At 35.6% G+C, this 12,610-nt stretch carries 12 protein-coding genes; 10 read left to right on the top strand and 2 right to left on the bottom strand.

Features of this window, described 5'->3' with window-relative positions; translation table 11 throughout:
* The first annotated feature begins 12 nt into the window (after positions 1-12).
* A complete protein-coding gene (locus ACQ76T_RS16960) occupies positions 13-966 on the top strand; it encodes a helix-turn-helix transcriptional regulator (RefSeq protein ID WP_431344448.1) in 954 nt (317 codons plus the stop codon).
* Between the two features lie 219 nt (positions 967-1,185).
* Here ACQ76T_RS16960 and ACQ76T_RS16955 read toward each other — a convergent pair whose 3' ends face one another.
* Entirely contained in the window at positions 1,186-1,677 is a 492-nt protein-coding gene (locus ACQ76T_RS16955) for a DinB family protein (protein ID WP_431344447.1), read from the bottom strand.
* Between the two features lie 169 nt (positions 1,678-1,846).
* On the opposite strand from ACQ76T_RS16955, the gene ACQ76T_RS16950 reads away from it, so the two are divergent.
* The 6 genes from ACQ76T_RS16950 (at position 1,847) to ACQ76T_RS16925 (ending at position 9,066) form a co-directional block, all read left to right on the top strand.
* On the top strand, positions 1,847-2,431 hold the full coding sequence (locus tag ACQ76T_RS16950) for a hypothetical protein (protein ID WP_431344446.1): 585 nt from the start codon (positions 1,847-1,849) through the stop codon (positions 2,429-2,431).
* A 335-nt stretch (positions 2,432-2,766) separates the two neighbouring features.
* Complete coding sequence (locus ACQ76T_RS16945) at positions 2,767-5,187, top strand: TonB-dependent receptor plug domain-containing protein (RefSeq protein WP_431344445.1); 2,421 nt, start codon at positions 2,767-2,769, stop codon at positions 5,185-5,187.
* Positions 5,188-5,378: 191 nt separating this feature from the next.
* Entirely contained in the window at positions 5,379-5,948 is a 570-nt protein-coding gene (locus ACQ76T_RS16940; protein ID WP_431344444.1) for a cob(I)yrinic acid a,c-diamide adenosyltransferase, read from the top strand.
* The gene (locus tag ACQ76T_RS16935; protein ID WP_431344443.1) at positions 5,938-6,585 is read left to right on the top strand and encodes a thiamine diphosphokinase; all 648 of its coding nucleotides are present in this window, start codon (positions 5,938-5,940) and stop codon (positions 6,583-6,585) included. Before ACQ76T_RS16940 ends, ACQ76T_RS16935 begins: the two co-directional genes overlap by 11 nt.
* An 88-nt stretch (positions 6,586-6,673) precedes the next feature.
* The gene (locus ACQ76T_RS16930) at positions 6,674-7,549 is read left to right on the top strand and encodes a tyrosine-protein phosphatase (protein ID WP_431344442.1); all 876 of its coding nucleotides are present in this window, start codon (positions 6,674-6,676) and stop codon (positions 7,547-7,549) included.
* A 122-nt stretch (positions 7,550-7,671) separates the two neighbouring features.
* A complete protein-coding gene (locus tag ACQ76T_RS16925; protein WP_431344441.1) occupies positions 7,672-9,066 on the top strand; it encodes an arginine decarboxylase in 1,395 nt (464 codons plus the stop codon).
* Positions 9,067-9,132: 66 nt separating this feature from the next.
* On the opposite strand, the gene ACQ76T_RS16920 is transcribed toward ACQ76T_RS16925, so the two are convergent.
* Positions 9,133-9,792: an HAD family hydrolase gene (locus ACQ76T_RS16920; protein ID WP_431344440.1), complete on the bottom strand. Its 660-nt coding sequence runs from the start codon at positions 9,790-9,792 to the stop codon at positions 9,133-9,135.
* A 222-nt stretch (positions 9,793-10,014) separates the two neighbouring features.
* Here ACQ76T_RS16920 and speB point away from each other — a divergent pair, with 222 nt between their 5' ends.
* The 3 genes from speB (at position 10,015) to ACQ76T_RS16905 (ending at position 12,596) form a co-directional block, all read left to right on the top strand.
* Positions 10,015-10,872 (top strand): agmatinase, encoded by an 858-nt coding sequence (gene speB / locus ACQ76T_RS16915; RefSeq protein WP_431344439.1) that lies wholly within the window; start codon positions 10,015-10,017, stop codon positions 10,870-10,872.
* Positions 10,873-10,941: 69 nt separating this feature from the next.
* Positions 10,942-11,784 (top strand): bifunctional helix-turn-helix domain-containing protein/methylated-DNA--[protein]-cysteine S-methyltransferase, encoded by an 843-nt coding sequence (locus ACQ76T_RS16910; RefSeq protein ID WP_431344815.1) that lies wholly within the window; start codon positions 10,942-10,944, stop codon positions 11,782-11,784.
* A 200-nt stretch (positions 11,785-11,984) separates the two neighbouring features.
* Complete coding sequence (locus ACQ76T_RS16905; RefSeq protein ID WP_431344438.1) at positions 11,985-12,596, top strand: alpha-ketoglutarate-dependent dioxygenase AlkB family protein; 612 nt, start codon at positions 11,985-11,987, stop codon at positions 12,594-12,596.
* Positions 12,597-12,610 lie beyond the last annotated feature (14 nt).

Genomic DNA, 12,610 nt, shown 5'->3' with positions numbered 1-12,610 from the left:
TGCCGAAGCAATATGAATGATCATTATCTTAAAAAACTCGACAGGGTAACCGCTATTCTTACCCAATTGCAGTCTAAACCAATCGTAAGAGCTCAGGATTTGGCTGAAAAATTTGATGTAAGCATAAGAACCATTTACCGGGACGTTAAAACCCTGGAAAATGCAGGAATTCCTATTGTAGGAGAAGCCGGGAATGGATATTCTTTAATGGAAGGATATAAACTTCCTCCCATTATGTTTACCAAAGAAGAGATTCTAAGTTTTATCACTGCCGAAAAGCTGATGCAGAAATTTTCCCATCAGAGCTTGGGAAGCCACTACCAGGCGGCCATGGAGAAAGTACGTTCCGTATTGAAATATTCGGATAAAAATTTGATCAAAAATATTGAAAAGCAGATTGATGTTTTTAGTTTTCATACTGATTCCGGCGATTCACTGAAAAATGTAATTCCCATCATTCTTGAAAGTATTGCTGAGAAAACACAGCTCAATATTAAATATCAGACAGTAGACGGAAGAGTAACCAACAGAACCATCGAAACAGTCGGAATGTTCTTTGAGTTTAACTTTTGGTACATTATGGCATTCTGTACCCTTAGAAAAGATTTCAGACAATTCCGTATAGACAGAATTCTGGAAATTATGAAAACTCCCAATCCTTTTTTTCAGGAATATGGGCAGGTTAATGATTACCGAAAAAGATCCAACGGAAATAAAGTGACAGCAAAACTTTTGGTAGATAAAAAAGTAATGCCTCACCTTGTCAATTCAAAAAAGTATTATGGATTGATTCATGAAGCAGAAACAGAAAATGGAGTAGAGCTCACCTTTGAAACAGAATGGATCAATGATGGATTTCCGCGATGGCTGGTTACCTTTGCAGACTACGCCACAGTTCTGGAACCTCAAAGTCTTCGCGAAAGACTCAATGAAATGCTTATCAAGATGATAGAAAGACATCAATAAAACCTCAACAGAATAACTGCTGAGGTTAAAAGTGACTTAATTGAGGCAATAAATGAAATGGTTGATAAGCAAAGTGACCGGGACCACAAAAACAGAGAGCCTATCTGTTAAGTAATGATATGAGTTCTGCTAAGATTGAGGAAAAGCCACCGTTTATAAATGACATCGTATGGTGACCTTTCCAGGCTTCTGTTTTTTAAGATCTTGTCTTTTGCTGTATTAGAATCTTTCCCAGAAGAATGGAGGTTCAATACCTAATGCTCTAAGGTAAACATACCCTTGTCCACGGTGATGAACTTCATTGTCTACAAAATAAAGAATGTTCTGATATACAGGGAATTCATATTGTCCAAATAAGTTGAAAGTCTCCTGGAAACGCTCTTCAGAGATCAGATTAAAATAGTGATTGATTACCTCTGTTTCCTCATCCCACTTTTTCAAAAGCTCCTCTTTTGATTTTGGAACAAAAGCTTCTTCATTATACGCTTCTGTAGTTCCTTCAACAATTCCTTTTAAAGCAGGCCCTGCAATACCAATTAATTCCATCGCCAGTTTGGCAAACGTTCTCATTCCTCCAATTGAAAATTCGAACAAATCTTTTTCAGGGAAAGCTTCAATAACTCTTCTTGTCAAGTTTCTGTGTCCCTGCCAGTCATTCAATAATTGTTCAGAAGTCATAAATTGTTTCGTAGCTGTTGCTGTAGTTGTCATAATTGTATGGTTTTTGTTTATTGTGATACAAAGGTAAGAGCAGGTAATGACAACAGTTTGTCAGTAGTGTTTTCCCCGATTAAAAAATATTTTTTCACTTGTAAAATATCCTGGCCTGCTTTTCGTTAGAAAGATGTATATTAATAAAAAGAATTGAACATTTAGAATTATGAAGAAGTTTGTTTTGCCCGTTATCACTACTCTTTTATTAGTATCGTGCAATAAGATTGAAGAAAAAATAGACCAGACCGTTCAGAAAACAACAGAAAAGGTACAGCAAAAAACTCAGCAGGTCGTAGAAGAATCCGTTAAAAGAGCAGTAGACGAGTCTGTAAACTCTTTAACGAATTCAAAGAATGCTACACTGAACGAAGTTTTCCCAGGTACTGCTACGTCCATTATTTCAGAAGAAAAAGGAAAGAAGATTAAAATTCCCGGGAGACCCGAAGGCTATATTTTTAAATATAAAGCAGATATTGCTGTGTTGCTTCCGTTTTTAGAAAATCAACCAACTTCTGATGAAAGTAAGTCGGATAAGAAAGCCCGCAAAATTGATGGACAAAATATCATCGATAAAATAAGCCTTGCTTCTAAATTCCTTCCTGAAAATACTTTTGATACCAGTTTCCTGGAAGATATTAAGAATGATAAAAACATTGAATACTATAAACTGAAAAGATTTCCCAACAGTAGTACTATTATCTACAATCCTAAAAATCAGACCATCATACAGTACGTAGAGGTAAATAAATAATTTGGATATGGCCGGTTTTTCCCGGCCATTTTTTGTGTACTGTCATTGCGTGAATAAGCAAAGCACTCCAGATTTACTGAAAACTATTTGCCAGTAATAATGAAATCATGTTTATTTCTGATGTCAGATAATTACTTTTTTTTATACAAATAGGGCCTTATTGCTTCATTTTTTTTCGCATTATTAATAAATTACTTTATGTTTTGTAAATTAATTATTGTTTTTATGAAATAATATTATTTTCATTTATTTGTTATATTTTTTATGTTAAATATTTTATTTTAGTAATTAATATTTATATTTTTAATAGATTTGTTAAATTATTAACAAATGATATGAAGAAAAAATTATTCAATAAAAAAGTATGTGCATTAGTATTAAGTGGAGCAGGTACCATGATATATGCTCAGGAAAGTGTAAAAGAAAACAATATTGATGAGGTTGTGGTAACCACGGGGAGAACTAAGCCCAGAACTATCATTACTTCGGCAAATCCTATTGATAATATTTCTGCCGTACAATTAAAATCCACAGGGCAGGTAACTTTTGATAAAGCTCTTACCTATGCCGTTCCCTCTTTTAATTCATCACAACAAACTGTTTCTGATGCAACAGCTCACTTTGATCCTGCAGATTTAAGAGGATTAGGGCCATCCAGAACATTAGTTTTGGTTAATGGTAAAAGAAAAAATCAAAGTGCTTTAATTTATGTAAATGATACACCTGGAAAAGGTGAGGTAGGTACGGATCTGAAAAGTATTCCATCTGCAGCCTTGCAGAATGTAGAAGTGTTGAGAGATGGTGCATCTGCACAATATGGTTCTGATGCTATTGCAGGAGTCATCAATATTATTCTGAAGAACAGCATTGGAAAAAGTACCGTTAATCTTTTTTCAGGTGTCACTTCAAAAGGAGATGGTTTTAATATCGGGGCCGATTTTAACACAGGAGTCAGAGTTGCCAAAAATGGAAGCCTGAATCTTACATTGGGATATTCTTCCCAAAATAAAACGAACCGAGCAGGCTCTGTTACAAAAGATGAACTTTTTGGGGTGGATAATGCCTGGACGCAAGCTAATCCCGGTTTAGGAATGATTATTGGGCAGCCGGAGACCAAAGTGGGCAATATGTTTGTCAATTTTGAACTGCCAACAGGTGAAACAGGTAAATTTTATGCTTTTGGGGGTACAACTTACAGAAGTGGGACCAGTTTTGCTTTGTATAGAACTCCCTATTGGGTAACTTCAGATTTTGGTTTATTAACTCCACAAGGACAACCTTACAATGGATTTCAACCGCAATTTAAAACAGATGTTTACGATTATAATTTAACCTCCGGGTGGAAAGGCATGTTGGGAAAATGGAATTTTGATGGGAGTGCAACCTTTGGCTCGAATGCCGTAGATTATGCTGTAGCAAATACCATTAATACATCTTTGGGGCCCAATTCACCAACCCGTTTTAGAGCAGGAGGTCATCAGTTTAGTAATATTATAGGAAACATAGATATCAACCGAAATTTTGGTACGTTTGTGTTAGGAGCTGGTGTTGAAGTGCGTAATGAAAACTATCAGGCGAAGGCAGGAGAGGAAGCCTCTTATATAGGAAGTGGTGCAGAATCATTTCCGGGGCTGCAGCCTCAAAATGAAGTCAATAAAAACCGTCAGAATATTGGAGCTTATTTGAATGCTGAATGGGATGTTACGAAAAACCTTTTAATTGGAGGAACGGTGAGATATGAAAATTTCAGTGATTTCGGAAACAACGTTTCATGGAAAGGAAATGCAAGATATAAGTTGTTAGATGATAAATTGGTTTTCCGTGGATCTGTTTCTACAGGATTCCGTGCACCTTCATTACACCAGATTTATTATTCCAATGTTCAAACCAAAATTACAGGGAATACAGTAGCTAATCAGGGTACTTTTAATAATGACTCTCAAATTGTAAGATCCGATCTCGGAGTACCAAAATTAAATGCTGAAAAAGCCTTTAACATTACTGGGGGATTTGCCATAAGACCTTTTAAAAACCTTACCATTACGGCAGATTATTATAGAATAAAAATTAAAGACCGAGTACTATTCTCAGGAGATATTGGTTATATAACTGGAGCTCCGGGTAGCCCTGATCCAACAAACCCTGTGGAAGTAATATTAAACAATAATAAAATAACATCCCTGAAGTTTTTCACTAATGCTGTAAATACTGTTACTCAAGGGGTCGATTTGGTAGCTAATTATTATACTTCCGCTATTGGCAAAGGGAGATTGGGTGTTATTGCTGCTTTCAATTATAACGAAACTAAAATAGTAGATAATATTGCTGTTCCCTCCATTTTGGCCAAGAATGGCTACTCAGAAAACTTTTTTGACAGAAAAGAACAATCCAGAATTACCACTGCAAGACCAAAAACAAAAACTATTCTTAGCCTTTCGTATGATATTTCAAAGTTTAACTTCAACCTTAATAATACTTACTTTGGCTCTGTTACATGGCAGCACGCAACTGATCCTGCCAAAGATCAGACTTTTTCTGGTAAGGTAATTACAGACATAGTTTTGACATATAAAATAACAAAAGACCTTAAAGTTTCCGGAGTAGTAAATAATTTATTAAATGTGTATCCGGATGTAATAGACAATAAAGGAGATGTAGTAACGGATCTTGGGGGAAGGTTCAAATATCCTTGGGAGGTAAACCAGTTTGGATTCAACGGAACCGTTTTTCAGCTGAATGTTAATTATACTTTTTAATCCATAGATAAAGGAATTGGGATTTGCTTTGTAATCCCAAAAGGGAAGCAATTTCAAAAAGTATGAAGCCGGACTATATAATATTACCTGACGTTAATTCTTAATGTCAGGTAATATTTTTTTCAGATAGAATAGGGCGTTATTACTACATTTTACTTTTTATATTGTACAAAAAAAGGTATTTTAGTACTATGAAAATTTATACAAAAACAGGAGATAAAGGACAAACAGCATTGTATGGCGGAACAAGAGTTTCCAAAGCCAGTGCAAGAGTTGACAGTTACGGAAATATAGACGAACTCAATTCATTCATCGGAATTGCCAAAAGCCATATTGAAGATCAGGACGTTCTGAAACAATTGAAAAAAATACAATTCGATTTATTTACCGTAGGTTCAGAAGCTGCAACACCAGCAGATAAGTTGATGCTGGCTAACGGAAAGTCACGTCTTCCGATCATTATTTCAGAAACAGAAATTGAAGAACTGGAGCAGTGGATGGATGCTTTTGAAGAAAAACTGGAGCCCCTTCAGTATTTTATCCTTCCTGGAGGTGGCAAATCTGCAACATTTTTACATGCAGCAAGAACCATTTGCAGAAGAGCAGAGCGTTCATTAGTATTTTTAAATGAAGCAGAAGAAGTTCGTCCGGAACTTATCAAATATTTAAACAGACTCTCAGACTATCTTTTTGTTTTGGCAAGATATATTTCAAAGCTCAACAACGAACCGGAAGAATATTGGAACCCGAATGAAAGATAAAGCATTACTTTTCATCAACGGAGACGCTCCAAAATCATTACCCAATCCTGAAAATTACGGTTTAATTGCCTGTACAGACGGTGCTTTTCATTATGTGAAAAGAATGAATTTTCCTTTGGATACGCTGGATTTTATTTCCGGTGATTTCGATTCTCATTCCGGATCGGATGAAGAAATGTATCAGGATAAATTCATTCTTACCTTGGATCAGGATAAAACAGATTTTCACAAAGCTTTGGAAATTATTTTGGAAAAAGGATTTTATGAGGTAGATGTCCTAGGGGGAAGTGGAGGAGAACAGGATCATTTTCTAGGAAATCTTACGGTAGCTTATGCTTTTAAAGACTGTATGAACATTAAATTTTATGATGAATTTTCTGAGTATTACTTTATTCCTAATCATTTTACATTAAAAGGAGCAAAAAACAGAATGATTTCTCTTTATCCTTTTCCGGCGGTGAATAATATAACAACCAAAGGGCTCAATTGGCCTCTAACCAATGGAAGTCTCAGTATTACTTCCAGAATAGGAACCCGAAATTTTGCTGTTGAAGATGAAGTTTCAGTAGAATATGAATCAGGAGATCTTTTATTATTTGTAGGAATCAGAGCAATAGAATACCCTGCAATTTATTAGAGTGATTATTATCAATAGAAACGGGCTGAAGCCCGTTTAATAAAAATACACGAATCCATTGGCTTTAGCCAAAACTTATTAAAGACCATTGAATAAACTAATCAAAATATCAGTTTTCACCATTTCATTGTGCAGTATTCTATCATGTAGAACACAGCATTTTGAATCTCCTCAGTATGGAAAAAATGAAACTGAAAAAGTCATTACAATTAAAAAAGTAACAAATTTCCGAGCGGTAGGAAATATTAAAAATACAGAAGGAAGAACATTAAAAGAAGGGAAATTCTATAGAAGTGCTCATCTTCACAAGCTTAAAAGCAGATCTTTTAATGATCTTGAAAAAATGGGAATCAAAGAAGTGATCGATCTTAGAAATTCCAAAGAAATAGCCCAAAAGCCAGATCAGCTTCCCACTCCAATAACTTATAAAAAATATTCAGCATTTGAAGACGAAGGAGATCAGCTTGCCCAAGCCAAAAAATTGGTGTTAAAAGGAAAAGTGAATGCTTCCGATGCAGATAAAAGGATGATTGATTTCTACCGGGAATATGTTACAGAAAACCCGGAAACCATCAAAACCATTATCACAGAAATAATGGAGTCTAAAGACCCGATTCTTTACCATTGTACTGCTGGTAAAGACAGAACCGGAATTATTACAGCCCTTATTTTAACGATCCTGAAATTTGATAAAGAAACAATCTACAACGAATATCTTTTATCCAACAATTATAGAAAAGACCTGGTGGAGAAGAGACTTCGGCTTGCCAATACATTGCATTTCTTGTATCCTAAGATGGATTTGCAGGTACTTGAAAAGCTAAGTTGGGTAGAAAAAAGATACCTTGATGCCGCTTTTGAAGAGATCAACAAAAAATATGGCTCTACTGACGGATATATCCAGCAGGTATTGGGAATTTCTGATGCTAAAAGAAATGAGTATATTCAAAAGTTTACGTATTGATTATCAGACATAAATTTTTACAGAATATAATATTGTGTCTTAAATTAAAATTATGATAATTTTAACACCCGAAAATCAAACTTTTTTAGCAATTTTGCATTTCTTAATTCACTTGTTTAGAAATGAAAATAAAGTACTCGGAACTTATTGATCAGACATTATATTTTCCTACTGAGGAATTTAATGTTTCTGAGAACAATTTGTTGTTTCACGATGTTCCATTGATGGACGTTGTTGAGCAATTTGGCACTCCGCTAAAGATTAGCTATTTGCCGAGAATTTCTCAAAATATTCAAAAAGCTAAAAGCTGGTTTAAAGAAGCTTTTGAAAAAATTGAATATAAAAAGAATTATACCTACTGTTACTGTACAAAATCCAGTCATTTCAATTTTGTATTGGAAGAAGCTCTGAAGAATGACATCTCAATAGAAACATCTTCGGCGTATGACATGGATATTGTAAAGTCTCTTTATGAAAAAGAGAAGGTAGATAAAAACATTGAAGTAATCTGTAATGGTTTCAAAACGGATGATTATCTGACGAAGATTTCAGATATGATCAACAATGGTTTTGAAAATATTACTCCAATTCTTGATAACTACAGAGAACTGGATAAACTTACAGAGAGTATTGACTCTACATTTAATATTGGAATCAGAATCGCATCAGAGGAGGAACCAAAGTTCGAATTCTATACCTCGAGATTAGGGATTGGGTATAAAGATATTATACCTTATTACAGCCAGAAAATCGCTGAACACCCGAATGCAAGATTGAAAATGCTTCACTTCTTCATCAATACGGGGATTAAAGACACTTCTTACTATTGGAACGAATTGTACAAATGTCTTCGCGTATATGCACGTTTGAAAAAAATTGCTCCGGAAGTAGACTCTCTGAACATCGGTGGCGGTTTCCCAATTAAAACTTCATTGAACTTCGATTACGATTATCAGTATATGGTAGAAGAAATCGTTTCTCAGATCAAAAAATTCTGTGAAGAAGAAGGAGTGGAGGAACCTAATATTTATACTGAATTCGGAAGCTTTACCGTTGGGGAGAGTGGAGCGAACCTTTATAAAATCATTTCTCAGAAACGTCAGAACGACAGAGAAAAGTGGAATATGATTGATTCTTCATTCATGACAACACTTCCTGATACCTGGGCGATTTCAAGACACTTTATCATGCTTCCGCTTAACCGTTGGGAAGATACTTATGAAAGAGTGTTCTTAGGGGGATTAACTTGTGATTCAGATGATTACTATAACTCAGAACAGCATACCAATGCCATCTATTTACCTGTTTTCAGTGACACAAAACCTTTATATATAGGATTTTTCCACACTGGAGCTTATCAGGAAACAATCGGTGGATATGGTGGTGTACATCACTGCCTGATGCCTCAGCCGAGACACGTACTGATTCAGAAAGATGAAAACGGTGAACTTCATTATGAAATTTTCCGTGAAAAACAGGAACCGGAAGATGTACTAAGACTTCTTGGATACAAATAGTTTTCTTACCAAAAGAAACGAAACCTATAAAGCAAAAGCTCTCAGATTTTCTGAGAGCTTTTTTACTTAAAAATAATTGGAAACTTTGTCAAGTTCAAGATCTTCATAATCTGAAACCACAGTATCAGCCAATGTATAATCCTGATTTTTTGAATGAGGACTTCTATAAGCCGCACAGAATATCTTAGCTCTGTGAGCGGCAAGAATTCCATTGGTAGAGTCTTCGATAACCATACAGTTTTCAACCGGTTCACCCGCCATTTCAGCAGCGAGTAAAAAGACTTCCGGATGAGGTTTGGATTCTTTTAAATCTGCCCCACTTATTTTTCCGCTGAAATATTGTTCAAGTCCGAATTTTTCAAAAACCATATTGATCGTTGTCATGGTCGCAGAAGAAGCCAGTATAAGTTTTATTCCGTTGTCATTGTAATGCTGGATCAGTTTTCTTACCCCAGGAATGAGGTCAAATTCCTCATCATTGTAAAAGTAATCCTTGAAGTGTGCACGCTTGATTTCGGCAATAGCTTCGTACGTCTGAGGTAAATTAAACTGATCAATTAACGTTTCAGAAACTCTTTTAGTGGAAGCACCGGTAAAAGAGGTGTACAGATCTTCGGAAACGGCAATTCCCAATTCATCAAACGTTTTGAAATAAGCTTTTCTATGCAATGGTTCTGTGTCTACAATCACTCCATCCATATCGAAAAGAACAGCTTTTAAAGGCATATTATGAGTTTTATACAAAAATAACTATTTGAGTTGAGAGTAGAAAGGGAATAGGTACAGGTAACAGATAGATTATCGTTAAGTCAAACTTTTACCCCTGTAAACTCTCATACTCTCATAAATCCTCATACTCTCCAACACTCTTACGTTCCAACTCATAAACTCTTCGTATCTTTGTGGTCAATATTTCAAGTTTAAAACATTAAAATTTTTAAATAAAGCATGAAAACATACGCAGGAATTCCCGAGGAAAACGCAACGTTAGAGAATTCAAAAGTAATGTTGGTAACAGTTCCTTATGATGGAACTTCAACATGGGGAAAAGGAGCAGATAAAGGTCCTGAATTATTCTTAGATGCTTCTGAAAACATGGAGCTTTATGATATCGAAACACAAACTGAGCCTTACCTTCAGGGAGTATATTTGGCTGGAGAAGTTTCTGAAAATTCAAGTCCTGAAGCGATGACAGAAGCGGTTTACCAAAAAACAAAAGAGCTTTTGAATCATGAAGGAAAAGTATTTACTCTATTTGGAGGAGAGCATTCTGTTTCTATCGGTTCTATTCGTGCAGTAGGTGAAAAGTTTGAAAATCTTACCGTTCTTCAGTTAGATGCCCACACAGATTTACGCCCTGAGTTCCACGGCTCTACTTCTAACCACGCTTGTGCAGTGTTTGAAGCGAATGAGAAACATAATTTAGTTCAGGTGGGAATCCGTTCTATGGATGCTGAAGAAGCTCAGTATCTGCCGGAAGGAAGAGTATTCTTTGCTCACGAGATTGCCAATAACGAGAACTGGGTGAATGATGTATTGGAAAAAGTTTCAGGAAACGTATATATTACGATTGACCTTGATGCTTTTGATCCTTCCATTGCTCCATCTACAGGTACTCCTGAACCAGGTGGTTTACAATGGTATCCAACATTGGAACTATTAAGAAAAGTATTTGAAAAATGTAACGTTGTAGCATTTGATATTGTAGAATTAATGGATTCTCCAATGGCTAAGCCAACTGCTTTCCTTGCTGCGAAGTTATACTATAAAATGCTTGCTTATAACGATATTTATAACAACAACTAATATTCCGCAAGAATCGGATTTTTTCTGCCGTATATTCTTTGGAAATTTGTGAGGTAAAAACAATATATGATGTCCACACAAAATCAAATAGATTATAACAGAATTGCCAAAGCGATAGAATATATCCAGAGCAATTTCAGACTTCAGCCAAGTTTGGAGGAAGTGGCAGAAAATATTCACTTAAGTCCCGCTCATTTCCAGAAAATATTTACAGATTGGGCCGGCACAAGTCCAAAGAAATTTTTACAGTTCATCAGTCTTGAACATGCTAAAAATTTGTTGAAGGAAGAAAAAGCAAGTCTTTTCGATACCGCTTATGAAACAGGACTTTCCAGTACAAGCAGACTTCATGATTTGTTTGTAAAAATAGAAGGAATGTCCCCTGCAGAATATAAAAACGGAGGCAAAAGTCTTGTTATTAACTATAGCTTTTCGGAAAGCCCTTTTGGTAATATAATCGTTGCCTCTACAGAGAAAGGAATCTGTTATATGGCTTTCGAAAGCAATAAAGAAACAGCATTGGGAGATTTGAAACAAAAGTTTCCCAATGCTTCTTTTTTTGAAAAATCAGATACTCTTCAAAAGAATGCTTTGTCCATATTCGATAAAGACTGGACGAAGCTCAATACCATCAAACTTCACTTAAAAGGAACCGATTTTCAACTTAAAGTCTGGGAAAGTTTACTGACAATTCCTATGGGTAAATTGTCTACTTATGGCAGCCTTGCTGAAAAAATAGGAAGCCCTAAAGCATCTAGGGCTGTTGGTACCGCTATTGGCCGTAATCCAGTGGCATTTCTCATTCCTTGTCATCGCGTGATTCAATCTACAGGTCATCTGGGTGGATATCGATGGGGCAGTGAAAGAAAACAGCTGATTGTGGGTTGGGAAGGTTCACATATTTACTCGTAACATATTTTTATCACAAAATATTTTTAAAGGATTATATTAAAATTACCCGTTAAATTTAGGTTTTGGCTGAAGCCGATGGATTGTTGACCTATTTTTATTAAACGGACTAAAGTCCGTTCCTATTGATAGAAAAAATGTGTCATTTGTGAAAACATTGGTGCCATTTGTGTTTAAATGTAAAAGAAATTAATTAAAAAGTTATGCTTAGCCTCTTCGAAGAAATATCCGACTATCCCCCTAATGTACTTCCGCACGACGGAACCGTTCATTATTATGGAAAGATTTTCTCTAAAGAAAAATCTACCCAATTTTATAATTACCTGCTTAGTCAGATTCCATGGGAAAATGATGAAGCCATGATCTTCGGAAAATTAATCTTAACGAAAAGAAAAGTAGCTTGGTTTGGAGATAAAGCATTTGAGTATACCTATTCAAAAAGAACAAAATATGCCAAACTATGGACTCCCGAATTACTGGAATTAAAGAAAAAATGTGAAGAAGTTTCTGGAGAAACCTACAACTCCTGCCTTCTCAATTTATATCATGACGGAAGCGAAGGAATGGCCTATCACAGTGATGGTGAAACCGATTTGAAAAAACACGGTGCCATTGCTTCTCTCACATTTGGAGCAGAAAGAAAATTTTTATTCAAACATAAAACAACCAAAGAAAAAGTAGAAATATTCCTGGAAAACGGCAGTCTGTTAGTTATGAAAGGCACAACGCAGGACAATTGGCTGCACCGACTTCCACCCACTACAAAAGTGAAAACACCCAGAGTAAATCTGACTTTCAGAACGATTGAAGAATAACTTTAGCCTTGTCA

It is taken from the genome of Chryseobacterium sp. JK1 (assembly GCF_050632815.1).
Classification (GTDB): domain Bacteria; phylum Bacteroidota; class Bacteroidia; order Flavobacteriales; family Weeksellaceae; genus Chryseobacterium.
This window is presented reverse-complemented; position numbering and strand designations above follow the sequence as displayed.

Bases quoted from the DNA above. Each gene is read 5' to 3' on its own strand.
- ACQ76T_RS16935 (WP_431344443.1), top strand. From the start codon at position 5,938: ATGAAAGATAAAGCATTACTTTTCATCAACGGAGACGCTCCAAAATCA.
- ACQ76T_RS16925 (WP_431344441.1), top strand. From the start codon at position 7,672: ATGAAAATAAAGTACTCGGAACTTATTGATCAGACATTATATTTTCCT.
- ACQ76T_RS16955 (WP_431344447.1), bottom strand. From the start codon at position 1,677: ATGACAACTACAGCAACAGCTACGAAACAATTTATGACTTCTGAACAA.
- ACQ76T_RS16950 (WP_431344446.1), top strand. From the start codon at position 1,847: ATGAAGAAGTTTGTTTTGCCCGTTATCACTACTCTTTTATTAGTATCG.
- ACQ76T_RS16945 (WP_431344445.1), top strand. From the start codon at position 2,767: ATGAAGAAAAAATTATTCAATAAAAAAGTATGTGCATTAGTATTAAGT.
- speB (WP_431344439.1), top strand. From the start codon at position 10,015: ATGAAAACATACGCAGGAATTCCCGAGGAAAACGCAACGTTAGAGAAT.
- ACQ76T_RS16920 (WP_431344440.1), bottom strand. From the start codon at position 9,792: ATGCCTTTAAAAGCTGTTCTTTTCGATATGGATGGAGTGATTGTAGAC.
- ACQ76T_RS16940 (WP_431344444.1), top strand. From the start codon at position 5,379: ATGAAAATTTATACAAAAACAGGAGATAAAGGACAAACAGCATTGTAT.
- ACQ76T_RS16910 (WP_431344815.1), top strand. From the start codon at position 10,942: ATGTCCACACAAAATCAAATAGATTATAACAGAATTGCCAAAGCGATA.
- ACQ76T_RS16960 (WP_431344448.1), top strand. From the start codon at position 13: ATGAATGATCATTATCTTAAAAAACTCGACAGGGTAACCGCTATTCTT.
- ACQ76T_RS16905 (WP_431344438.1), top strand. From the start codon at position 11,985: ATGCTTAGCCTCTTCGAAGAAATATCCGACTATCCCCCTAATGTACTT.